The sequence below is a fragment of the Staphylococcus equorum genome (assembly GCF_029024965.1).
In the GTDB taxonomy this organism is placed as follows: domain Bacteria; phylum Bacillota; class Bacilli; order Staphylococcales; family Staphylococcaceae; genus Staphylococcus; species Staphylococcus equorum.
Map to the genome: position 1 here is coordinate 234,574 of NZ_CP118982.1, position 24,668 is coordinate 259,241.

Consider the following 24,668-nt stretch of genomic DNA (forward strand, 5'->3'; position numbering starts at 1 on the left):
AGTGCTAACTGAAGATTTAATTAATCAAACAAACAATGACGAGATTCATAAGCAATTGGATGACTTTAAATATAAAATCATAGTTTTGGATGATGATCCAACTGGTACACAAACAGTTAAAGACTTACCTGTGTATACAGATTGGTCGGAAGATTTAATTGAAGATGGATTTAACCAAGAGAATCATATGTTTTATATATTAACTAATTCTAGAGCATTGAATGAACAAGAAACGACAAAATTGCATCAGGAAATTAGTCGAAATATAGAATTGGTTTCTCGACGTTTAGACTACCCTTTTATTGTAATTAGTAGGGGCGATTCCACTCTAAGAGGTCACTTTTATTTAGAACCTAAGGTCTTAAGTGATGCCTCAGAAAAAGCATTTGATGCGGTGTTTTATTTACCTGAATTTTTTGAAGGTGAGAGGTATACATATAACGGCGTCCATTATCTTAAAGAAGATGGGAAATACACTCCTGTTTCTGAAAGTGAATTTGCAAATGATACTACATTTGGTTTTGAATCCCAAACGATGGCAGATTTTATAGAAGAGAAGAGTTTTGGTGACGTTAAAGCTGAAAATGTATACCATATTACGTTATCTCAAATAAGAGAAAGAAATAAAGAAAGTATATTACAAACATTTCACGCAGTATCAAACTTTGATGCAGTCGTGGTAGATGCATTAAATGATGAAGATATGGATTATTTTGTATCTTGTTTAACAGCATTTTTAGCGAATGATGATAAGAAATTTATGTTTAGAACAGCTGCATCGTTTGTGAAATCGATGTGTCAGACTCCAGGTGAAATCATTAATCTAAATCAGTTTAGTAATAATAACCATGGCGGTTTGATTATCGTTGGATCACATGTGAAAAAAACATCATCACAATTACACCATTTACTAAACAACACTCATATCACACCAATTGAATTTGATGTTAAATCAGTTACTAAGGCAGATTTAAACGTATATATAGACGAAAGAATTCAAGAAGTAGAAGCATTAATTAAAAATAGTAAAGATGTGGTTGTTTATACTTCTAGAGATGTTATTAAGACTGAAGATTTAACAAATAATTTAGGGATTTCTACAAATATTTCAAATGCTTTGGTAGAAATTGTAAGGGGCTTAAGCATAAAACCAAAGTTTATTATTGCCAAAGGCGGAATCACTTCTAGTGATGTTGCCACTAAAGGATTGGAAATTAAAAAAGCACAAGTAATTGGGCAAATAACGCAAGGCGTACCTGTGTGGCTGACTGGTGAAGAAGCAAAGTATTCTAATATGCCTTATGTTATTTTCCCGGGAAATATTGGTAGTACTAATACGTTAACAAATGTATACAAAATGAACAGTAGTATAAAAGAGAATTAGAAGGTAGGGAGATAAAATGATGGGAGAAATGTGGCCATTAATTGCTGTAGTAATAGGGGTACTTATATTATTAATGTTAATTATTTGGCTTAAATTAAATACATTTATTGCATTAATCATTACTTCAATGGTAACAGGTATCTTGCTAGGTATGCCTTTAGACACGATTGTCACTACTATTGAAAAAGGGATGGGCGATACTTTAGGACATATTGCAATTATCTTTGGTCTCGGGTCCATTTTAGGAAAACTGTTATCTGACGGTGGTGGAGCAACACGTATTGCAGACACACTTATAAACGTTTTTGGCGAAAAATATGTGACCTGGGCTATGATTATTGCTTCATTTATTATTGGTATTTCGTTATTTTTAGAGGTAGCGTTTGTATTATTAATTCCATTAGTATTTACATTAGCAAAAAGAATGGAAATATCGAATTTAAAAGTCGGCTTACCAATGGCAACATCAATTGCTATAACACATGGATTTTTACCACCTCATCCAGGTCCTGTAGCGATTTCCGAAGCTGTTAATGCAAATATTGGTTATGTGCTAATGTATGGAATCATTATTGGAATTCCGTTAGCGATTATTGTTGGCGGAACATTTCCTTTAATTGCACATAAACTGACACCAGAAGCTTTTAAAAGAGAAGGTAATCAAGCAGCAGTTGGAGAAATGAAGGAATACGATCAAGATCAATTACCTAGTTTTGGTATTAGTCTACTAACAGCACTTGCTCCAGTTATATTGATGTTATTGGCGACAGTGGTACAACTCATTACGGGTAATGATGATGGTAACGCCAAAGGATTTGAAGGTTTTATTTACTTTATTGGTACTTCTGTAACTGCAATGCTTATCGCTGTGTTGTTTGCGATATATACAATGGGAATTAGACGTAAACAAACAATGAAGGAAATTATGGACACTGTTGCTAACGCAATTACACCAATTGCTATGTTAATACTTATCATTGGTGGTGGAGGAACATTCAAGCAAATATTGATCGATGGCGGTGTTGGTGACACTATATCAGAAATATTTAAAGGCACAGAAATGTCACCGATTATTCTTGCGTGGTTGGCCGCTGCTTTATTACGTACAGCATTAGGCTCTACAACAGTAGCAGCGATTTCTTCAGTAGGAATTGTATTACCATTATTGCAAACAGCAGATGTGAATATTTCCTTAGTAGTATTAGCAATTGGGGCAGGAAGTATTTTCTGTTCTCATGTTAATGACGCAGGTTTCTGGATGTTCAAAGAATACTTTGGTTTAACTATGAAAGAAACATTTTTAACATGGACGCTATTAGAGTCTATCTTATCTGTGGTAGGTCTTATCTTAATATTAATCACAAATTTAATTATATGATATTAATTGTTAACCAAAATAAAAAATCCCTTCATAAACAATCACTTGAATGTGATTGCTATGAAGGGATTTTATTATGATTTGTTGTCCTGAGTCAGCGTAAGCATACCATCTTCCATGTGATATACGCTATCACAATACTCTGTTAGTCGCTCATCATGCGTAACGACGATACAAGTTTTGTTTTGTTCCATCGTTTGTTCTTTCAAAATTTTCATTACTTCCATTGCATTATTCGTGTCTAATGAAGCGGTTGGTTCATCAGCTAGAATAATTGATGGTTTTGTATAAAGTGCTTTAGCAATCGCAACGCGTTGCTTTTGTCCACCAGATATTTCACTTGGAAGTTTATTCTCAAGCACCGCAATATCTAGTTGCTTAACAAGTTGATTATAACTTGCTTCATCTAGCACATCTTTTTTCTGTTTTTGTAGTAACTTAAATTGCTGTTTTACATTTAGAAATGGTACAAGATTCGTAGCTTGAAGAATAAAACCAATTTCTTGCATCCTCGTTTTTGCTAATTCTTTTAACGACAGTTGAGAAACGTGTTTATCATTGATGATAATTTCACCAGATGTAGGTGTTTGTAATGCGCCGGCCATTGTTAGAAACGTACTTTTTCCAGAACCAGAGGGTCCGATAATGGCAATTAGTTCATTTTTATTAAATTTTAAAGATGTAGGTTTTACAGCTTCAATTGTTTGATTCCCGTCTTTAAAGCTTTTAGTGACGTTTTTAAATTCTAGCATTTATTATACACTCCTATTTATCCTATTGCCTTGAGTGGATCTACTTTTCTAATCGTCAATATCGAGAAGAGGCTACCTAATAGAGAAACTATGATAAGGACGACGCCGTATACTAATAATGTAGTAACATCAAATTTAACCGGGACTACACTTGGTAAAAAGGCGCCGGTCAGTAAAGTTAGCGCCAGTCCAATTAATGTACCAATCATTGCAATGATGAATGTTTGTGATAATACAACTTTTGCTAAATATCCATTTGTGAAACCTTGTGCCTTTAATACACCGAATAAATTTGTTTTTTGTAACGTAATGACATATAAAAAAATGCCAATCACTGTTGCAGAAATAATAAATAAGAACGTGATCATAAAGTTTAAAGTTAAGTTTTGAGCTTGATAACCTGGTAAATTTTCAACGAAACTTTCAATTTCTATAGCTTCTAAATCACTATTTAAATCTTGCTTATTCCAATTTTTATCTTTGACCACGACCGCATTGGTTGTATCTTTATCCAATGAAGGGTTAATTTTTTGTATTGTACTATTATTAGAAAATAGGACTGGCGAGGCATTGTATTTAGCACTTTCACTAAAGCCTACAATTTCCAATTTTTCATCTGATTGTGATAACGATAATTTATCTCCTATTTTAAACCCTTTATCTTTTAAAGTTTCATCCGCCACTACTTCATTGTCAGATTTTACTTTTTTGCCTTCTATCATATCAGGTACTAGGAAAGAATCAGAAGTGACACCAAATAGTAAGGCATTTTCTTCTGCATTACCATTAGAAGCGATAACACCAGTCTGTTTTAAAGTCGTTTGTTTATCATATGTATTTCTGACATCATCTTTATTGAACGAAGACTGTTCTACAGTTTCATTTGCATCTTTATTTAATACAATAGCATCGGCTTGCCATTTATCGATGCCTTCTCTATTCATATTCATCAGACCGCTTGCTAAGCCGGATAAAAGGAAAAGTAGGTAACTGATCATAATTAAGACACCGATAATCAAGCTGAATTTCAACTTGTTACGCTTAATTTCATTCCATGCTAAAAACATAAATTACCTCCTATGTGTTAATTGCGATTATATTTATATAAATTAAAAAATTCATTTTCAACTTACTTGTTTTATAAAGCTTACTTCTATCATAACCTATTAAAAAATAAGATGTATTCATTTTCTATGTAAAAAAGACAGTGTATCTTGAATCGTAGATTATTTAATGAAAGACAAAACACTTGTATAAGCATTGCTTATACAAGTGCTTTGAAAATTAATCTTCAAAATTAATAGTTTGTGGTTCATCTAATGTTTTATCATTCATTATCTTAATAGATTGTGGCTGAGCTTTAACTACGCATAATTCTGGGTCAGTTTTGTTATCGAAAAACGATTTGTCTTGATTTTGCCATAACCAATCAATTGTTTCTTGGTCTTGAGCAATTGATAATGTGGCATCAATTTCTAGAAAACTACGATTATTTGTGTCATCGTAACCAATTAAAATATGTGCACGTGGATTTGACTCAATTTCGTCAATTTTTATTGAGTTAACATTTGTTTTTGTATAAAGCGTGTTACCGTCATTATAAAAAATCATATATCTACTGTTAGGCACATTATTATATGCGGTAGATAGCACTCCGACACGTGATGTATTAAGTATTTCATTAATCTTGTTAGTTAAATTAGTATTATCCATATATAAATCACCTCTGTTTGCTTTATTCCCTAATAATGATATTTAAAAACTAAATTCCGAAAAAACTAATGAAGTTCAATTAGATAATAATTATTCTAAAATCATCATAAATGCTAAAACTACAAGACATGCAGACATACTAACTTTATAGATAAATTCATATTTTAATAGAAGTTTTTTAAAGCAAAGTCCCATAACTGCCCAGGCAACTGCACCTGAAACACCTATAAGTGCAATGATAATTGTATAACTGAGTGTAGCAAGAAAACTTATATTTTGAGTAGTTACATAGGTCACGATTGCAGTAAGTACATAAACGATTGTTTTAGGATTCATATATTGAAGAAGCAAACCATCTCTCATACGATACGTATTGCTTTGTTGAGCGTCTTTAGCATTGTGTTTAAATACAGAATAAGCAAGATACAATAAGTAAATAAATCCCACTATTTTAATTACAAATATAAAACTCGAAAAGTAAGCAGCCATATACTCACTAAATAATAAGCAAAGCATGGAAAGTGTTAAAAAACCTAATCCAATACCAATTAAGAATTTCGCAGTGCCTTTAAGACCTAATTTTAAAGCGCCATCTAATGCTAATAAGTTATTTGGTCCAGGTGTATAACTCATAAAAAAAGTATAAAAAACAAATGATATAAACAAATTGCATTCTCCCTTCATTATCCTGTATTATGGAAATATAAATATAAAACTTCCGCTCAATAGGATATTTCCTTTTAAAAGGATTTTATATCCATTAAACAGGAAAGTCAATGTAAAAGGGGCATAATAATGGAATTTCATAAAATAGTAGCTAAGAATATTTACTTATATAGAAAGAAAAATAAGATTAGCTTGGACAAATTATCAAAGCTCACAGGGGTGAGCACATCTTCATTGAATGAAATTGAAAAAGGTAATACGATTCCTTCAATAAATACCGTTTGGAAAATTAGTAATGGTTTAAAATTATCGTTTAGTAGTTTAATGAATGAGGCAGAGTCAGATTATACACAGTTAAAAAAAGAAGATGTTGTACCTGTTACTGAAGATGAGGGGAAATATCGTGTTTATCCATATTTTCCATTTGAAAAGAGTAAGTCCTTTGAATTCTTTTACGTTGAGCTTGATCCAGGAGCAACATTAGATGCCGAACCCCATTTATCCGGTTCAGAGGAATCAATTATTGTAATTGATGGACAATTAGAAATGCATTTAGAACATGAAACGCTTCATTTAGGCGAAGGCGATGCTTTGAGGTTCAGATCAGACATCTCTCATAGTTATGTTAATAATGGAGAAAATATGACCCTAATATCTATGGTTATTGACTATCAATAAATTAAAACCCATGTTTCTCTACATAGTAGAGGGCATGGGTTTTGTTATAAAATAATATAACTGTGTGTAAAAGATTTATTATTCTTTTTTATGAAAATTGTCTTTATTTTTTTCTCTGTTAAACCAAAAATATGCATTAGGAGCATCTTGTTGCGTGGGTTTATAAACAGCTAAGCTGCCAGAGCCTTTCGATTTTTTCTGATTTTCAAAATCTTTTAAAGCACGAAAGGCGGGCTTACATAAAATCCATATAGCTATAATATTTAGCCATGCCATCATACCAACACCTACATCGCCCATTGCCCACGCAGCATCAGCGGTCTTGATTGTGCCATATGCAGTGGCAAAAATAAGTAGGAAACGGGTCAATGTAATATAAAAATTTGATTTTTTAGCACTCAAATTTCTAGTAAGATACGCAATATTTGTTTCGGTAATATACGAATAAGCTAATATGGTAGTAAATGCAAAGAAAAATAATGCAACTGCTATAAAATAAGAGCCGAATCCAGCGAAATTTGGGTCAAATTGGTAGCTATCGCCTTGAAATGCTTTATCGATACCAGATTGTACATACATGGCAGTCCCAGAGAAATCTTTAGAGCCATCTGCATTTAATACATAAACACCATTATCTTCAATTAAATTAGGCTGTCCTTGTGCATTCTCTGTGCCATCTGTTGTATTATAAGTTCCTGAAATTAAAATAATTAGTGCGGTAGCTGTACAGACGAAAATAGTATCTATATAAGCTGAGAAAGCTTGTACAAGCCCTTGTTTTGCTGGGTGAGATACTTCTGCCGCTGAAGCTGCATGGGGTCCTGTCCCTTGACCTGCTTCATTTGAATATAATCCTCGTTTTACACCAATTTCAATCATTGCCCCAATAATTCCACCGAAAGTAGATTGTAACCCTAGTGCAGATTTAAAAATAAGTGCGAATAATGCAGGAACTCCTCAATATTTAAAAAAATTACAATAACAGCTAATAAAATGTAAGCTATAGCCATAAAAGGGACAATTGCTGTTGCCATACTGGCAATGCGTTTAATTCCACCAAAAATGATAAGCGATAGTAATATTACTAGAAAAATTGTGACTGCCCATTTTGGAATGCTAAAAGCACTATGTAATGAAGTTGCAATTGCATTGGACTGTACGCCTGGCATTAAAAGTCCGATTGAAATAATAGTCACTATAGCAAATATTAACGCAAATATTTTTCCGAACTTTCCTCCAATACCATTTTCAATGTAATAAGCAGGGCCGCCTCTGTATTCCCCATTTTCCTTTTGTTTATATATTTGACCCAATGTAGACTCTACAAATGCAATGCTTGCACCTAGTAAAGCTGTCACCCACATCCAGAAGACTGCACCGGGGCCGCCAATAAATATGGCAGCTGACACACCAACGATATTCCCAGTGCCAACTCTGCCAGCTAGTGATAATGAAATAGCTTGAAAACTAGAAATACCTTGTGGAGATTTTTCACCTTTGAATAATAAACGTAACATTTCTTTAAATTGTCTCACTTGTGCGAAGCGAGTAATAAGTGAAAATATCAATCCTGTTATTAATAAACCAAAAACTAACGGAGGACTCCATATAATTTTATCTAAGAAATCAATGAATTCTGTAATCAAATTAATTCTCCTAACATAAAATGAATTTTTATACTGATTTATGTAAGCGCTCGCTCGTAATTGTACACGTCTGAAATCTGTGAGCAAGAGTGTCAATTAATTCATTAACATTTTAATGAATTAAAATATAGAATTAATTTTTAATAATTTTATATATGGAGTAAAATAAAAACACACAAAAAATCTGTTCAAGTTTCTATTATTGAGACTTGAACAGATTTTTGGTTATGCTATTTTCTTTTTTCTGCAGTGGCGTTAATTCTTTTATTTAATAACACAAAGAATAAGATGAATGCGATAGAAATAAAGATGTGACCTAAACCAGCAATGCCCGCGATTGCAGGACTTACACTGAATCCTTTGATAGTAGCAATACTGTTCACAAATTGCATCGCTACAGTTACTAATACGCCTAAGTGGAAAATATAAAAGAAACTATTAAATAATTTACTATTACGAGTCAATTTAAGTTGATGTTCGATAACCATGAAAATCAAGAACATAATTGTACCTAAAACTAATAAATGTGTGTGCGTTACATTTAATTGCGAATAACCGCTAAAATTTTCTCCTTTTGACATTTCTCTATAGAACAAACCACTAAGTAATCCTAATAAAGTATAAAAGGCAGAGCTGAACATTAATTTTTTCATTTTTTCTTCCTCCAAATTGTTAATAACTGCAATATAAAGTAATTTTATGAACTGTTTATGAACAGCATAAAAATAAATTACCGTTTATAACAATATGAAAGAAACGCACGATAACGAATGAAATATAAATTTTAATATTAGCATATCAAGTAGAGCGTATTTAAAAAATAGCACCTTATTATTTTTGTTGTGCCAATAACAGCGAATAAATAGTATCCAGTACTGGCGTATCCACTTGATGTAATTTTGCTTTTCTAAATAAAAAGCCTTGGATTCCTTCTATTTCTAATGGGTTATCTGAGATGATATCGTAATACATACTTGTGCCCATTTGATTGGGATAACCTTCGTAAATCGTCATAATACCATCGATAATGTCATCACCAAAATAGATATTTTCAGCTTGTGCAATGGCTACACCTTCAACTAATAATTGCTTACAAAGGTGTTTCATTCCTGGGACTTGAAGTACTTCGGCAGTGCGACGACTTAATGCTGTGACACTATTAATAGCTAAATTAACAAGTAGTTTATACCAAATGGCATAATCAATATCGTTTGTGAGTTCAATTTCTAAAGAAGAGCCAGCTACAATATCTTGGAATGCACGCGTTTCTGGAGAATCTTCTAAAATGATTTTGTGATCACGATAATGCGTTACTGTAGAACCAGATTTTCGTCCGCTAATATAAACAACACCTTGAAATACGTGAGGGTGTTCAAAGCGTGACAACTGACCGTGACCATTTTGAGCAAGTATAATAGTTGTTTGCTCATGGATTAAATGTTTCATTTCTCTTAATACATCATCAAGTTGAGGTATTTTAACCGCAATAATTAAAACATCAACTTGGCTTTGATCAGTTGTTAATGGCGTTACCTGTAAAGTATGTGCATGTCCAGTATTATTATTGGCAAAGTAGGTGAGTGTTTGATGTTGTCGACCGAGTAAGCGTAAATCAGGATGTATGGTTAAAAGGTCAATTGCAATCGTGCTACCTACTGCGCCAGGTCCAATTAATGCAATTTTGTTCATGTTTTTAATTTCCTTTTCTAAGTAGATTGGTTAGTATATGGATAACAATACAAATATAACAAACTGCGGAGATGATTTTAATTGAAAACATTAAATCAGTTATTAGATATGAAACAGAGTAACGATAAAATATCAATGGTGACAGCTTATGATTATCCTAGTGCGAAGCAAGCTGAAGCAGCACAAATAGATACAATATTAGTTGGTGATTCATTAGGAATGACCGTCTTAGGCTATTATAGTACAGTACAAGTGACGGTAGACGATATGATTCACCATGCAAAAGCAGTACGACGAGGTGCGCCAAGCACGTTTGTAATTGTAGATGTGCCTTTTGGTGCGGTGGGTATAAACGAGCAGTCGGATTTAGAAACAGCTGTAAAATTATATCAGCAGACTCAAGCGAATGCGATTAAAGCTGAAGGTGCACATTTAACTCAATATATTGAAAGTTGTAGCAATGTGGGTATTCCAGTTGTTTCACATCTTGGGTTAACACCCCAAAGTGTTGGTATAACTGGGTATAAAATGCAGGCAAATACTAAAGAAGCAGCACAACAACTTATAGATGATGCTTATAATGTACAACAAGCAGGTGCTGTTATGTTAGTGCTAGAAGCAATTCCAAGCGATTTAGCTGCTAAAATCACTAAAAATTTAGATATACCAGTTATTGGAATTGGAGCTGGTAAAAGCACAGATGGTCAAGTATTGGTGTATCATGATTTACTAAATTATGAAGTCAACCATCAAGCAAAATTTGTGAAACAATATGGTGATTTTTCAAAAGGTGTTCAAGCATTATCTCTATATAATACAGAAGTTAAGTCACAACAATTTCCAAGTGATGCGCACACTTACAAAAAGCAGGTCATGAACGAGGTGTCTGAATGACTGAGTTAATTACTACTATAGAAGAAATGACTGAAATGTCTAAGCAATGGATAAAATCAAATAAATCAGTGGGCTTTGTACCTACGATGGGCGCTTTACACGAGGGCCATTTGAAAATGATGTCACAATCTATTACTGAAAATGACGTGACAGTGATTAGTGTTTTTGTAAATCCACTACAATTTGGACCTGATGAAGATTTAGATGCGTATCCTCGAGACATTGAAAGTGACACAATTAAAGCCTCATCAGTAGGCGTAGATTATATTTTTTATCCGAGTGAAAAAGAAATGTATCCGGAACAACCTACAATTGAAGTAAAGGCTGGACGTCTAGCATCAGTATTAGAAGGCGCACAACGTCCGGGGCATTTTGACGGCGTAGTGACAGTAGTAAATAAACTGTTCAATATTATACAACCAGAACGTGCTTATTTTGGAAAAAAGGATGCACAGCAATTAGCTATAGTGGAAAAAATGGTTGAAGACTTTAATCATGCAATTGATATTGTAGGCGTAGACATCGTTCGTGAAGCGGATGGTCTAGCTAAGAGTTCACGTAATATTTATTTAACGTCAGAAGAAAGAGCAGAAGCGCCTCACCTTTATAAAAGTTTGCAGTTAGCACAATCATTATATAATCAAGGTGAACGAAGCAGTTTGAAAATTATTGAAGCTACGCGTGATTATATACAACAACATACGAGTGGGGATATAGAAACAGTGGCAATTTATAGCTATCCTCAACTTGTCGAACAACATGAAATTACAGATAAAATTTTTATATCGCTAGCAGTCAAATTTAGTCAGGCACGTTTAATAGATAATATTATTATCGGTGATTAATTTGTCGTAATGTATTTACATGATTAGTGAACAATTCAGTTAGATACAACATTCTCTCAATATACAATTTACATTTTCTTAGTGTTGATTTATCATATGTAGAGAGAGATATTTATCGAGAAAACAATTATATGATAATTAAATAGTTTTAAGGGTATAAATACAGTAGTAAAAATAATGTATGCGTTATCTCAAGAACTAAACAACTTTGTTTTATCTTATATAATTAATTAAAAAGTGATTATGAGAGGTGGTAAAAAAATGAGTGAATCTAACTCAAAAGATGTCATTTTAATTGGTGCTGGTGTTTTAAGTACAACATTCGGTACGATGTTAAAAGATCTTGCACCAGAATGGAATATTAAACTTTTTGAAAGACTCGAAAAACCTGCAATTGAAAGTTCTAACGAACGCCACAATGCTGGTACTGGACATGCCGCATTATGTGAATTGAACTACACAGTTGAACAAAAAGATGGTTCAATCGATATAGAAAAAGCGAAAGAAATTAATGAACAATTTGAGATTTCAAAACAATTTTGGTCTCACTTAGTAAAAAGTAATCAAATTCAAGACCCACAAGAATTTATACGCCCATTACCGCATATTAGTTTTGTGCAAGGCGATAAAAATGTGAATTTCTTGAAGAGACGTTATGAAGCACTTGCGCCTTTATCAATGTTTAAAGGTATAGAATATACAGAAGATCATAAAAAACTACAAGAGTGGATGCCATTAATGATGGAAGGCCGCGACCCAGAAGAAGTAGTTGCAGCTAGTAAAATTGACGAAGGTACAGATGTTAACTTCGGTGAACTTACAAGAAAAATGGCTAAAAACTTAAACGAACATGAAAATGCAGAACTTTTCTACAAACATGAAGTTCAAGACTTCAGCCGTCGTAAAGATGGTAAATGGGAAGTTAAAATTAAAGACCTTAAGACTAATAAAGTAGAACATCACATCACTGATTATCTATTTATTGGTGCAGGTGGTGCTGCAATTCCAATGCTACAAAAAACTGGTATTCCAGAAAGTAAACATTTAGGTGGATTCCCAATTACAGGAGAATTCTTAGTATGTAATAATCCTGATGTTGTAGCTAAGCACGAAGTTAAAGCTTATGGTAAAGAACCTGAAGGTACACCGCCAATGACGGTACCTCACTTAGACAGACGTTATATTCAAGATGAAAACTCATTACTATTTGGACCATTCGCAGCGATTGGCCCTAAATTCTTGAAAAATGGTTCTAATTTAGATTTATTTAAATCAATCAATCCTAGCAATATAATCACTATGTTAGCTGCAGCGGCGAAAAACTTCCCGTTAATTAAATATTCTATTCAAGAAGTATTAGCTAAAAAAGAAGATCGAATGAAAGAATTACGTCGATTTGTTCCTGATGCTAAGGATGAAGATTGGGATATTATGCAAGCTGGTAAACGTGTTCAAGTTATCAAAGATACGAAAGAACACGGTAGAGGATTTATTCAATTCGGTACAGAAGTTGTAAATTCAAAAGACCATTCTGTAATTGCATTATTAGGTGAATCTCCAGGTGCTTCTACTTCGGTTTCAGTTGCATTAGAAGTAATCGAGAAAAACTTCCCAGATTATATGGCTGAATGGGAACCTAAGTTGAAAGAAATCATTCCATCTTATGGTAAATCATTAATTGAAGATTACGCATTATTAAAAGAAATACGACAAGCAAATAATGCTGAACTTGGTTTGAATAATTTATAATAAGTAACAAATTTACCCTTGGAGCAGTTTGGCTTCAAGGGTTTTTTATGTTTGATAATAATTTTGAAAACGAATTACAATCACTGACTATCTGTAAGTAAGACACTATCTACAAACCTTCAGCACAATCCTACTAGTGAAATTCCCTTGAATTTTAAAGTCGGAAAATAAAATTTTTCGCTTACATTTGTTTTGAAGAATACTCTCGTGTATTTTACATATAACTATATGAAACAACTAAAATTCACTATTATCTTATTTTTATTCATTGAAATATATCATTTTATATGTCCTGTACTATAATAACTTTAAAATAGTTCTTGTGTTTTAAAATATGGTTGAGTAATATTGAGTTGTACAAATTTATTTTGAGGTGGAAATATTATGAAAAACAAACAAGGGTTTTTACCTAATAAAATGAACAAATATTCTATTAGGAAATTTACAGTTGGGACGGCGTCACTTTTAATTGGAGCTACATTAGTATTCGGCGTAGGAAGCGAAGCACAAGCAGCTGAATTAGATGAGATTAAGACTAATGATAGTGGAAGTAACAAAGGGGAAGCATTAGATATAAGTGAAATAAAAACTATTGAAACAGAAACGCAAGATGTTGAGAAAGAACCAATTTCTAATGCAAATGACGTTAAAGATACAGAGGGTAAAGAAGAAAATTCTGATATAGACACATCAAAAGTAGAAAGTGAAAATACAGAAAAGGTTCTTGAATCGCAAAATGTTGTAGAGACAACAAAAGAAAATACAAATATTGAACATTCAACAGACAACAAAAATCAGGAAATTAATGAAAAAGCTACTTCAGAAAATAATGTAATTGAAGAAGAAACACCTACTAATGAAAAAGTAGAAAGTGAAAATACAGAAACTCCTAACATAAATGAAAATACGGATACATTAAAAATTGAAGAAAAAACAAATGATGAAATAAATACAAGCGAACCGAAAACAACTGATGAAAATAAGCATGAAATGACTGAACAGAAAACAAAAATTGAAGAGGATTCTCAGCAACCAACAGAGTCAATTAATGAAAAAGTGCAAACAGAACAAGAAATAACTTTAGATCAAACAGAAATGGAAAATGGCGACAATGTAAATGATGAAATTACACCTACTGATCAATCTACAGCCGACTCAGCATTGATACAACAATTATCAACTACTACGGATAAAGAAGCAGAAGTTAAAACTTTCTTAAATAGTGAGTTGTCAGAAGAAGAAACAAAATCAATTATAGATCAAACAAATATTAACTTTGAAGAAGCGTCTAATGAGTAAATTAAGAATGAAATCTTAAAAGCATTAGCGATTCAATTAGCTAATGAGCAAGATGCGAATACAATTTTAGCTACACCTAAAAGAACAATGCTACGCACTATGGCAGCACCAACAGCAATAGCAACAGCTGATGCGACAAATGAGCAAGTGGATAAATCACTGGGTTACGTAGACAACTATACATTTGCGAGTTTAATATTTGATCCTAAAACATTATCTTCACAAGGTGCTTTAGACAGCAAGGAAATAGATTTTAATATTGATAGCTATATGTCAGGTTCAAACTCTGGTGATAGATATAAGATTGATTTGAAGTTAGATCCAATTATTGCTAAGCACGTTACTAAAATATCAGTAAATCCTGCCAACCGTAGTAATCCAGTAGAATTTGTACGTTTAACTGACGACCAAGGTAATTTAACCAATACGTGGGAAGTCAATTTTATCAGAGCTAATAATGGGCTATTTGGTGGTGCTGAAATATTAAGTCAATATTCAGCTGAAAACGGTAAGATTTATTTAGATGATACAGTTAGAAATATAATTAATGAGGCTGGAGATTTAAGTAACAATAAATTAAATTACCAAATGTTTGTGAGAGATTCTAGTGAAAATAAAATTGTACGTACTACCGAAAGTAGTGGATATTTCTTAACAAATGCTGACTCAGATTTAATACAGCTGCAAAATAAGATATCCACTGCAAATAGTAAATCATTTACATCAAGTAGTGGCTCTGCGGTGTTTAATTCAGATATCGGTAATAATGGTGGCATTATAATAGACCAACAAGTTATGAAAGATGGCATTTTTAGTTACAATACTGCTGGAAATAAACAATGGTCATACAATTATCAAATTGATAAGGACTTATTACCTTACATTGAGAGTGCAGAATTACACACGTATGATTACGCTGGTTTAGCTGGGTTTGATAAAACTTATTATGCTTCTAATAAAGTAGCAGATTTAACACTAGACACAATAGGTAATGGTAAAATCACAAGTGAAAATTTGAATGACCTTATATCATTCAATAATAGCTTGCCAGAAACTGTAGGTATGAGAATAGTTTTGAAATTAAACCAAAGCGTGAATAATATTTTAACTAAAGAAGCATTGTATGATTCTGCAGGTAACTTAATTAGTGAAACAACTAAGCAAAAAGAAGATTTCACATTTGCAGGATATTTAACTGATAACGGTGGAATGCTTATCAATAATACAATGGGCACTTCAACATTAGCATTACAAGATTATGATAAAGATGGTCTGTTAGATAGGTATGAGCGTCAAGTATCATTGAGTAATGCTGAAGTTTTAGATACTGATGCTGATGGGAAAAATGATGGTGATGAAGTAGTCAATTACAAAACATCTCCACTGGTAGGTTTACCAGTAGTTGCAGATATTAACATGGCAGATACTATAGTAAGTGGATCAGTCCCATTAAAAGAAGGAGCAGTTTCACAAACTGCAAAAGTGATTAATGCGGATAATCAGATCATTGGCAGTGCAACTGTAAACAGCGATGGATCATTTGCTATTGTTATACCTAGCTCGCCCGCAGGAGAATATACAATTGCGATTGATTCACCAAATTATGCTAATGATGAAGTAAGTAAATTTAATATTATAGATAATACTATAGTCCCCACACCAACGATTGATCCAGTAGATGATAATGATACAGTCATTGTTGTTCATGGTGCTACAGGGTCAACAGTAACTGTTACTGACAACCACAACAATGTAATAGGAACAGTGAAAATAGCAAATGACACTACTTCAGGTAGTATTACATTATCTAATCCACTAGAAGCAGGTACAGTGTTGACTTCAACTGCTAGTGAAAATGGTAAGATAAGTGATTCATCTAAAACAATAACGGTTACAGATGCAACCGCACCTGACGCTCCAATAATTAATACTGTTACGAGCGAGGATACACAGGTGAGTGGGACGGCAGAACCAGGAACTTCAGTTAGAATTAATTTTCCTGGTGGAGGATACACTGCGATAACTGCAGATAGTAATGGTAATTATATTATTGATATACCAGATGGTGTAATACTTGAAGGTGGCGAATCAATCACAGCGACGTCTAAAGACGATGCGGGTAATATATCTGAAACAGCAACAACAATCGTTACTGATATCACTGCACCCGAGACACCAACGGTGGAAGAAGTAACGAGTGAAGATACACAAGTTAGTGGCACAGCCGAACCAAATTCAGAAATAACTGTAACATTCCCAGATGGCACAACAGCAACAGGTACAACAGATGAAGAAGGTAACTATACAATAGATATTCCATCAAACATTGATTTAGTAGGCGGAGAAGAAGTTACCGCGATTTCAAAAGATAATGCAGGTAACATATCTGAAGAGGCGACAACAACAGTAACTGATATCACAGCGCCAGAAGCACCAACGGTGAAAGAGTTAACAAGTGAAGATACACAAGTCAGTGGCACAGCTGAACCAAATTCAGAAGTAACTGTAACATTCCCAGACGACACAACAGTAACAGGCACAACAGATGAAGAGGGTAACTATACAATAGATATTCCGGAAAATGTTGAGCTAGAAGGCGGAGAAGAAGTAAAAGTTGTAGCTACAGATAAAGATGGCAATGTATCTGAAGAAGGATCAACAACAGTAACTGATGTGACAGCACCAGAAGCACCAACGGTGAAAGAAGTAACAAGTGAAGATACACAAGTTAGTGGCACAGCTGAACCAAATTCAGAAGTAACCGTAACATTCCCAGACGGCACAACAGTAACAGGCACAACAGATGAAGATGGTAACTATACAATAGATATTCCGGAAAATGTTGAGCTAGAAGGCGGAGAAGAAGTAAAAGTTGTAGCTACAGATAAAGATGGCAATGTATCTGAAGAAGGATCAACAACAGTAACTGATATCACAGCGCCCGAGACACCAACGGTGGAAGAAGTAACGAGTGAAGATACACAAGTTAGTGGCACAGCCGAACCAAATTCAGAAGTAACCGTAACATTCCCAGATGGAACAACAGCAACGGGTACAACAGATGAAGAGGGTAACTATACAATAGATATTCCAGAAAATGTTGAGCTAGAAGGCGGAGAAGAAGTTACCGCGACTTCAAAAGATAATGCAGGTAACATATCTGAAGAGGCGACAACAACAGTAACTGATGTGACAGCACCAGAAGCACCAACGGTGGAAGAGTTAACAAGTGAAGATACACAAGTAAGTGGAACAGGAGAACCCGGCTCAACAATAACAGTTAAGTTCCCAGATGGAAGTGTGGTAACGGGTGTAGCTGATGATAAAGGAAACTACGCAATCGATTTACCAATTGATAAAAAATTAAAAGGTAACGAAGAACTTGTAGTGACATCAACAGATGCATCAGGCAATGTATCAGCAAAAACAAAAGTAACTGTAACAGATGTGACAGCACCAAACGCACCAGCGGTGAATGAAGTTACGAGTGAAAGTACGCAGGTAACAGGAACAGGTGAACCAGGTTCAACAATTACGGTTAAGTTCCCAGATGGAAGTGTGGTAACAAGTACAGCCGATAATCAAGGAAACTACGCAATCGATTTACCAATTGATAAAAAATTAAATGGTAACGAAGAACTTGTAGTGACATCAACAGATGGAGCAGGCAATGTGTCAGCAGAAACAAGAGTAACTGTTAAAGATACAACAGCTCCGGATGCCCCAACAGTGAATGAGGTAACAAGTGAAGGTACACAAGTAACAGGAACAGGTGAACCAGGTTCAACAATCACAGTTAAATTCCCAGATGGAAGTCTGGTAACGGTTGTAGCTGATGATAAAGGAAACTACGCAATCGATTTACCAATTGATAAAAAATTAAAAGGTAACGAAGAACTTGTAGTGACATCAACAGATGCATCAGGCAATGTATCAGCAAAAACAAAAGTAACTGTAACAGATGTGACAGCACCAAACGCACCAGCGGTGAATGAAGTTACGAGTGAAAGTACGCAGGTAACAGGAACAGGTGAACCAGGTTCAACAATTACGGTTAAGTTCCCAGATGGAAGTGTGGTAACAAGTACAGCCGATAATCAAGGAAACTACGCAATCGATTTACCAATTGATAAAAAATTAAATGGTAACGAAGAACTTGTAGTGACATCAACAGATGGAGCAGGCAATGTGTCAGCAGAAACAAGAGTAACTGTTAAAGATACAACAGCTCCGGATGCCCCAACAGTGAATGAGGTAACAAGTGAAGGTACACAAGTAACAGGAACAGGTGAACCAGGTTCAACAATCACAGTTAAATTCCCAGATGGAAGTCTGGTAACGGTTGTAGCTGATGATAAAGGAAACTACGCAATCGATTTACCAATTGATAAAAAATTAAAAGGTAACGAAGAACTTGTAGTGACATCAACAGATGGAGCAGGTAATGTGTCGCGAGAAGCAAAAGTGAAAGTTAAAGATACGACAGCCCCAGCAGCCCCAACGGTAAATGAAGTTACAAGTGAAAGTACACAGGTAACAGGAACAGGTAACAGGAACAGGTGAACCAGGATCAACAATCATAGTTAAATTCCCAGATGGAAGTGTCATAATAGGTACAGTAGATAACCAAGGAAATTACGTGATTGATTTACCGGTTGATAAGAAATTAGATGGAAATGAAGAATTGGTTATCACATCAACAGATTCATCAGGTAATGTGTCACGAGAAACAAAAGTGACAGTTAAAGATGCGACAGCACCAGCAGCACCAACAGTGAATAAAGTTACGAGTGGAGATACGAAAGTAACAGGAACAGGTGAACCAGGATCAACAATTATAGTTAAATTCCCAAATGGAACTATCGTAACTGGAAGGGCTGATAATCAAGGAAACTACGTAATTAATATCCCTTCTATAATAGATTTAAACCCTGGAGATACTATACAAGTCTCATCAATTGATAAGTCAGGAAATATGTCTGGAACAACAACAATTATTGTGAATAATAGTAGTGTTTCAATAACAAAACAAGCGAATGATCATGATAAATCTAGCAATAATTTTGATTTAAATAGTCAATTAGGATTGAATGGAATTGAAGGGGAAGATGGAAAAGAACACACAAATTTAAATAGTAACATCAAACATTCCGATGATTCAGTTAATCATAAATCAGGGACAGATGTAGCTTCCAAAGGCGATGTTATACAAACTAATGATGAAAAAGGTACTATTTCAAATATGAATAATGATAAAAATAATCTAGATAAAGGAAATAATAAACATGTAGATAAATTACCTACTACTGGTGAAAATGAGAACCAAAATAAAGGATTATTCAGTTCATTATTAGCTATGATTGGTGCATTTATATTAATTGGAAGACGTCGTAAAAATACAGAAGAACATTAATAAGTATTAATATTATAAAGATAAAATATCATTAAAGTATTACAAAATAAAGAAGACGGAATGCTCTTTAAATAGAGCTTCCGTCTTCTTTTGTATATAACTTATTGATGATGTGCCATTTCTAAAAATATAGCTTAGGCGTATAATGGAGTAATTAGTAAAGAAAGGTGTGGAGAAATGCAAAAAGCTTATCGGCAACTTATATTAGGTATGATTTGTTTGTTTATAGTTATGGCAATTGGACGTTTTGCATACACACCTATTATGCCGTTTATGCAACAAACGGGACATATGGATAACCAGAGTGCAGGATTACTTGCAACTATTAATTACTTAGGTTATTTAATTGGAGCAATTATTCCTATATGGATAGTTGTGTTTAGCAAGGTTACAGATTTGAAAGTTTATTTACTAATCAATATAGTTTCAACAATATTGATGGGATTATTTGATAATTTTACATTATGGATAATTTTCCGTTTAATCGCAGGGATAACGAGCGGAACGGTTTTTGTTTTAGCCTCAAATGTGGCGCTCGAAGCATTGAGAGCAGCGAACAAGGGTCGTATCTCAGGTATGCTTTATAGTGGTGTGGGTCTAGGCATTTTCACAAGTAGTATATTCATATTTTTATTCACTACAGAAAATAATTGGAAGATAACGTGGATTTTACTGGGCGTTTTTGCTTTAGTTATGGGAAGTTTTGTGTTTTTTGGTATGCGCCAAAATTCAAATGTTGAAAATGAAACACAAACCTTAAATGAAAAGGAAGATAAACCGAAAGTTAAGTTGAATAAAAAATTTATTTGGGGATTTTCAATAGCGTATTTTTGTGAAGGTGCGGGTTACATAATTACAGGTACATTTTTAGTAGCAATCGTTAAATCCATACCTGAATTTGCAGATTATGCAGCGTTAAGTTGGATGTTTGTAGGATTAGGAGCTATTCCATCGACGATTTTATGGTCTATGATGGCTGAAAAATTAGGGTACAGTAAAGCAACTAATTTAGCATTTATTTTACAAATTATTGCCGTAATATTGCCTGTTTTTTCAGAAAGTATAACGAGTTTAGTGATAAGTTCTATTTTATTTGGTGCTACGTTTCTTGGTTTAACGACATTGTTTATGTCTAAAGCACAAACGTTAATGTTTCAAAGTAATAGTAAAATAAATTTAGTTGCTTCATTAACGGTTATTTATAGTTTGGGACAAATGATTGCACCAGCACTTTCTGGTGTATTGATCGGTGAATCTGGAAATTATAATGCAGCACTGATTTTCGCGTCAATTATACTTTGCGTGGGACTATTAAGCAGTATGTATAGTTATAGAGTCACAAATTAAATGATATATTCAAAAGAGAAAATGGATTTAAATAAATAAAAAGTTAGAGGAGTTATATACACGTGTAGAAGTACTCTATTCAGGTTTTTTAACAGTCATAATACTTTTGTGTAAATTGACTTTTTGTGGTAATATCGTCATGGATAAAAATTCGAGATAATAATAGATAAGAAGGTTTAAATATATATGAAAGAAAACTTTTGGCGTGAATTACCACGTCCATTTTTTGTTTTGGCACCAATGGAAGATGTTACAGATGTTGTTTTTCGTCACGTTGTCAGTGAAGCAGGCAGACCTGACGTTTTCTTCACGGAGTTTACAAATACAGAAAGCTTTTGCCACCCTGAAGGTGTACACAGTGTACGCGGACGCTTAACATTTACTGAAGATGAACAGCCTATTGTCGCTCACATTTGGGGAGATAAGCCAGAGCATTTCCGTGAAATGAGTATCGGTATGGCAGAAATGGGCTTTAAAGGCATCGATTTAAATATGGGTTGTCCTGTGCCGAATGTTGCAACAAAAGGTAAAGGTTCAGGACTAATTCAGCGTCCTGAAACTGCAGCTGAAATTATTCAAGCAGCTAAAGCAGGAGGTCTTCCCGTAAGTGTTAAGACTCGACTCGGTTATTCTGATATCGATGAGTGGAGAGATTGGCTGACACACGTATTCGAACAGGATATTGCGAACCTATCGATTCATCTTCGTACGCGTAAAGAAATGAGTAAAGTGGATGCGCACTGGGAATTGATTGGAGAAATTAAAAAGGTTCGTGATGCAATCGCACCGGACACATTATTAACGATTAATGGAGATATTCCGGATAGAAAAACAGGACTCGAACTGGCAGAGAAGTATGGCATTGATGGTGTAATGATTGGACGTGGAATTTTCCAAAATCCGTATGCATTTGAAAAAGAACCAAAAGAGCATACGAGTGAAGAGCTATTAGGTTTGTTAAGATTACATCTTGATCTATTCGATAAATATACAAAAGAAGAACCCCGTCAGTTTAAACCATTGCGCAGATTCTTTAAAGTCTATGTACGTGGCATCAAAGGTGCAGGTGAACTGAGACATCAGCTGATGAGTACGAGTACAACAGATGAAGTCCGGACACTGCTTGATGAATTTGAAGCACAAATGACACCTATACAATAACATTAATATAATTGGATAAAAACACTGAAGAAGTAAAAGAAACGGCTTATAAATCTTAAATTTAAGATTTGTAAGCTGTTTTCTGTTTGATTGTTAATGAAATAATAAATGCAATAATCATGAAAGCTGTGATCATAAATACAACACCTGGCCATTGTATCAGCCCATAGAAGATACCTGCTAATGTACCGCCAATAGATGACCCCATGTAATAAAATAATAGATATAAACTAGATGCTTGCGCTTTATGATGTTCAGCACGACTTGCAACTACGCCACTTGCTATCGCGTGACCACTGAAAAATGCATAAACACTGAATGCCAATCCGAGTATTTTAAAAGCTAAAAAAGGTAAAAGTGTAATCCAAATACCAACGATTAATAGTAATATGCTGAATTTTAAAGCGTTTAATGTGCCTAATTTATTACGTAATTTTGCATTTAATATAGAAGATATCATACCAATTAAGAATAATAAGTAAACAAAGCTAATAATACTGTCATGCAATTGATAAGGTTTAGCTGCCAACACAAAGCCAATATAGTTAAAAGCAGCGATGTTACAGCCTAATAATAGAAAGCCAATCATAAATGGTTTTAGTAAACGAATATTTTTCAAATGTTGACTATAGCTCAATACTAATGCTTTAACAGAAAAGTGTTGTTTCTCAAAATGTCGAGATGCTGGTAGTAAGAAAGCAAATAATATTGCTGCAATAACACTAATAACTGCAATAGAGAATAAGCCGACTTGATACCCATAAATACTTGAAATAAATCCAGTGAATATTCTACCAAACGCACCACCAAAGGCGTTGCCACTAATATAAATACCCATTGCCTCGGGTAAACTATGTGCAGAAATTTCTTCTCCGATATATGCCATGGCGATAGAGGGTAAGCCTGCTAAACAAATGCCTTGTATAAGTCTAACAATTAAGAAGGTGTTGAAATCTGTAATGAACGGTTGCACTAGCGCTAATAATGACACCGAAATTACAGAAAAAATCATAATAGGTTTGCGTCCAATTACTTCCGATATTGCACCGAAAAATAACATAGCAAAAGCTAATGTCAGGGTTGCTGCCGACAATGCCAAACTTGCAACAGTTTCGCTCACATTAAATGATTGTGTGAAGTGGGGTATTAATGGTTGAACGCTATATAGAATTGAAAAAATAGTAAATCCTGAAATGAAAAGTGCAACGATAATTTTAATATATGCTTTTGAACCTCTATTTACATAGTTATTTTTCAAATCTTCCATTATATGACCCCTTTATTCTTAATATATCTATAGTATCACTTAACAGATAATATAAAAAATACATTATTTATTTTAAAAGATCTAATAATATGAGGACTTAGATTATTGAGAAGTGACTGTATTTTTTAGAAGCTTTAGATAGAATTTTCAAAAAAATTACAGGTATCTCAAATCAATTACTAAGAAATTAAAAAACAGTTTCTGCTATTCTCTTTATATAATTTCTTTGCTATTGTTAGCTAAGGAAAAATTTTGGGAGGATTTATTAATTATGAAAAAAATCGTTACAGCAACAATTGCTACATTGTCATTGGGAGCAGTGGGCATAGCACAGTCAGACGCAGAAGCATCAGAGAATAATCAATCAGGTACGCAATATTCAAGTAACCAATCTACAAATGGTATATTTGAATATGGTTATATTGATGAAGATAATAATGGGAATTATCACCATACATTAGATGGAAACTGGGATCAATCAATGTTTGATCAACAACAATATTATTTCTATTTAATTGATGAAGAAGGAAATTACCATTATTACTATTTCCCTATGAATAATCAGGGCACAAACTCAACAAATACGAATGCAACAAGTGCATATAATGATAACAACTATAGTGCTGATAAAAGTCATGAAGCTGTTCAACAGAGTGGCTACGATGTAAATGAAGCACCAGCGCAATCACAAGAAGCACCACAAAGTTCTAATAATGAAGTTTCTGCTCAAACTTCATCACAAGAACAAAGCACAGCAGCTAACGACAACGCATCTTATACACAAAAT

General features: G+C 33.9%; 18 protein-coding genes and 1 pseudogene. 11 read left to right on the forward strand and 8 right to left on the reverse strand.

Annotation, left to right across the window (positions count from 1 at the left end):
• Window position 1 precedes the first annotated feature (1 nt).
• Complete coding sequence (locus PYW44_RS01055; protein ID WP_021338907.1) at window positions 2-1,384, forward strand: four-carbon acid sugar kinase family protein; 1,383 nt, start codon at window positions 2-4, stop codon at window positions 1,382-1,384.
• 16 nt (window positions 1,385-1,400) lie between these two features.
• Entirely contained in the window at window positions 1,401-2,762 is a 1,362-nt protein-coding gene (locus PYW44_RS01060) for a gluconate:H+ symporter (protein WP_031265934.1), read from the forward strand.
• A gap of 74 nt (window positions 2,763-2,836) precedes the next feature.
• On the opposite strand, the gene PYW44_RS01065 is transcribed toward PYW44_RS01060, so the two are convergent.
• The 4 genes from PYW44_RS01065 to PYW44_RS01080 all read right to left on the reverse strand — a co-directional run bounded on the left by PYW44_RS01065 (window position 2,837) and on the right by PYW44_RS01080 (window position 5,860).
• On the reverse strand, window positions 2,837-3,514 hold the full coding sequence (locus PYW44_RS01065) for an ABC transporter ATP-binding protein (protein ID WP_002506461.1): 678 nt from the start codon (window positions 3,512-3,514) through the stop codon (window positions 2,837-2,839).
• 17 nt (window positions 3,515-3,531) lie between these two features.
• Window positions 3,532-4,581 (reverse strand): ABC transporter permease, encoded by a 1,050-nt coding sequence (locus PYW44_RS01070; protein WP_021338905.1) that lies wholly within the window; start codon window positions 4,579-4,581, stop codon window positions 3,532-3,534.
• Between the two features lie 217 nt (window positions 4,582-4,798).
• Window positions 4,799-5,227, reverse strand: a complete 429-nt coding sequence (locus PYW44_RS01075; RefSeq protein ID WP_021338904.1) for a pyridoxamine 5'-phosphate oxidase family protein — start codon at window positions 5,225-5,227, stop codon at window positions 4,799-4,801.
• A gap of 90 nt (window positions 5,228-5,317) precedes the next feature.
• Window positions 5,318-5,860 (reverse strand): LysE family transporter, encoded by a 543-nt coding sequence (locus PYW44_RS01080; RefSeq protein ID WP_233640620.1) that lies wholly within the window; start codon window positions 5,858-5,860, stop codon window positions 5,318-5,320.
• 162 nt (window positions 5,861-6,022) lie between these two features.
• Between PYW44_RS01080 and PYW44_RS01085 the strand changes: the two genes are divergently transcribed.
• Complete coding sequence (locus PYW44_RS01085) at window positions 6,023-6,571, forward strand: helix-turn-helix domain-containing protein (RefSeq protein WP_021338902.1); 549 nt, start codon at window positions 6,023-6,025, stop codon at window positions 6,569-6,571.
• Window positions 6,572-6,649: 78 nt separating this feature from the next.
• On the opposite strand, the pseudogene PYW44_RS01090 reads toward PYW44_RS01085, so the two are convergent.
• The 3 genes and pseudogenes from PYW44_RS01090 to PYW44_RS01100 form a co-directional block, all read right to left on the reverse strand.
• A pseudogene (locus PYW44_RS01090) lies at window positions 6,650-8,217 on the reverse strand (alanine/glycine:cation symporter family protein).
• A 230-nt stretch (window positions 8,218-8,447) separates the two neighbouring features.
• Window positions 8,448-8,870 carry a DUF2871 domain-containing protein gene (locus PYW44_RS01095; RefSeq protein ID WP_021338899.1) on the reverse strand — a complete coding sequence of 141 codons (423 nt, stop codon included), beginning with the start codon at window positions 8,868-8,870 and terminating at the stop codon, window positions 8,448-8,450.
• A gap of 178 nt (window positions 8,871-9,048) precedes the next feature.
• Window positions 9,049-9,906: an oxidoreductase gene (locus PYW44_RS01100; protein WP_021338898.1), complete on the reverse strand. Its 858-nt coding sequence runs from the start codon at window positions 9,904-9,906 to the stop codon at window positions 9,049-9,051.
• A gap of 81 nt (window positions 9,907-9,987) precedes the next feature.
• Between PYW44_RS01100 and panB the strand changes: the two genes are divergently transcribed.
• The 8 genes from panB to PYW44_RS01140 all read left to right on the forward strand — a co-directional run bounded on the left by panB (window position 9,988) and on the right by PYW44_RS01140 (window position 22,614).
• The gene (gene panB, locus PYW44_RS01105) at window positions 9,988-10,800 is read left to right on the forward strand and encodes a 3-methyl-2-oxobutanoate hydroxymethyltransferase (RefSeq protein ID WP_021338897.1); all 813 of its coding nucleotides are present in this window, start codon (window positions 9,988-9,990) and stop codon (window positions 10,798-10,800) included.
• Window positions 10,797-11,645 (forward strand): pantoate--beta-alanine ligase, encoded by an 849-nt coding sequence (gene panC / locus PYW44_RS01110; protein WP_021338896.1) that lies wholly within the window; start codon window positions 10,797-10,799, stop codon window positions 11,643-11,645. The genes panB and panC overlap by 4 nt, the downstream gene beginning before the upstream one ends.
• Window positions 11,646-11,888: 243 nt before the next feature.
• Window positions 11,889-13,394, forward strand: a complete 1,506-nt coding sequence (gene mqo / locus PYW44_RS01115; protein WP_303660281.1) for a malate dehydrogenase (quinone) — start codon at window positions 11,889-11,891, stop codon at window positions 13,392-13,394.
• Window positions 13,395-13,778: 384 nt separating this feature from the next.
• Window positions 13,779-14,693 (forward strand): YSIRK-type signal peptide-containing protein, encoded by a 915-nt coding sequence (locus PYW44_RS01120; RefSeq protein WP_170166223.1) that lies wholly within the window; start codon window positions 13,779-13,781, stop codon window positions 14,691-14,693.
• An 87-nt stretch (window positions 14,694-14,780) separates the two neighbouring features.
• A complete protein-coding gene (locus PYW44_RS01125; RefSeq protein WP_201626110.1) occupies window positions 14,781-19,256 on the forward strand; it encodes an Ig-like domain-containing protein in 4,476 nt (1,491 codons plus the stop codon).
• A gap of 16 nt (window positions 19,257-19,272) precedes the next feature.
• The gene (locus tag PYW44_RS01130; RefSeq protein ID WP_236593611.1) at window positions 19,273-20,106 is read left to right on the forward strand and encodes an Ig-like domain-containing protein; all 834 of its coding nucleotides are present in this window, start codon (window positions 19,273-19,275) and stop codon (window positions 20,104-20,106) included.
• Between the two features lie 177 nt (window positions 20,107-20,283).
• Window positions 20,284-21,453: a YbfB/YjiJ family MFS transporter gene (locus PYW44_RS01135; RefSeq protein ID WP_002506476.1), complete on the forward strand. Its 1,170-nt coding sequence runs from the start codon at window positions 20,284-20,286 to the stop codon at window positions 21,451-21,453.
• A gap of 186 nt (window positions 21,454-21,639) precedes the next feature.
• Entirely contained in the window at window positions 21,640-22,614 is a 975-nt protein-coding gene (locus PYW44_RS01140; protein WP_021338893.1) for a tRNA dihydrouridine synthase, read from the forward strand.
• A 61-nt stretch (window positions 22,615-22,675) separates the two neighbouring features.
• On the opposite strand, the gene PYW44_RS01145 is transcribed toward PYW44_RS01140, so the two are convergent.
• Window positions 22,676-23,881 (reverse strand): MFS transporter, encoded by a 1,206-nt coding sequence (locus PYW44_RS01145; RefSeq protein ID WP_002506478.1) that lies wholly within the window; start codon window positions 23,879-23,881, stop codon window positions 22,676-22,678.
• Between the last annotated feature and the right edge of the window lie 787 nt (window positions 23,882-24,668).

Coding starts and splice junctions, on each gene's coding strand:
- PYW44_RS01145 (WP_002506478.1), bottom strand. CDS start 23,881: ATGGAAGATTTGAAAAATAACTATGTAAATAGAGGTTCAAAAGCATAT.
- PYW44_RS01080 (WP_233640620.1), bottom strand. CDS start 5,860: ATGAGTTATACACCTGGACCAAATAACTTATTAGCATTAGATGGCGCT.
- PYW44_RS01075 (WP_021338904.1), bottom strand. CDS start 5,227: ATGGATAATACTAATTTAACTAACAAGATTAATGAAATACTTAATACA.
- PYW44_RS01085 (WP_021338902.1), top strand. CDS start 6,023: ATGGAATTTCATAAAATAGTAGCTAAGAATATTTACTTATATAGAAAG.
- PYW44_RS01135 (WP_002506476.1), top strand. CDS start 20,284: ATGCAAAAAGCTTATCGGCAACTTATATTAGGTATGATTTGTTTGTTT.
- PYW44_RS01140 (WP_021338893.1), top strand. CDS start 21,640: ATGAAAGAAAACTTTTGGCGTGAATTACCACGTCCATTTTTTGTTTTG.
- PYW44_RS01100 (WP_021338898.1), bottom strand. CDS start 9,906: ATGAACAAAATTGCATTAATTGGACCTGGCGCAGTAGGTAGCACGATT.
- PYW44_RS01065 (WP_002506461.1), bottom strand. CDS start 3,514: ATGCTAGAATTTAAAAACGTCACTAAAAGCTTTAAAGACGGGAATCAA.
- PYW44_RS01120 (WP_170166223.1), top strand. CDS start 13,779: ATGAAAAACAAACAAGGGTTTTTACCTAATAAAATGAACAAATATTCT.
- PYW44_RS01125 (WP_201626110.1), top strand. CDS start 14,781: ATGCTACGCACTATGGCAGCACCAACAGCAATAGCAACAGCTGATGCG.
- mqo (WP_303660281.1), top strand. CDS start 11,889: ATGAGAGGTGGTAAAAAAATGAGTGAATCTAACTCAAAAGATGTCATT.
- PYW44_RS01060 (WP_031265934.1), top strand. CDS start 1,401: ATGATGGGAGAAATGTGGCCATTAATTGCTGTAGTAATAGGGGTACTT.
- PYW44_RS01095 (WP_021338899.1), bottom strand. CDS start 8,870: ATGAAAAAATTAATGTTCAGCTCTGCCTTTTATACTTTATTAGGATTA.
- panC (WP_021338896.1), top strand. CDS start 10,797: ATGACTGAGTTAATTACTACTATAGAAGAAATGACTGAAATGTCTAAG.
- PYW44_RS01070 (WP_021338905.1), bottom strand. CDS start 4,581: ATGTTTTTAGCATGGAATGAAATTAAGCGTAACAAGTTGAAATTCAGC.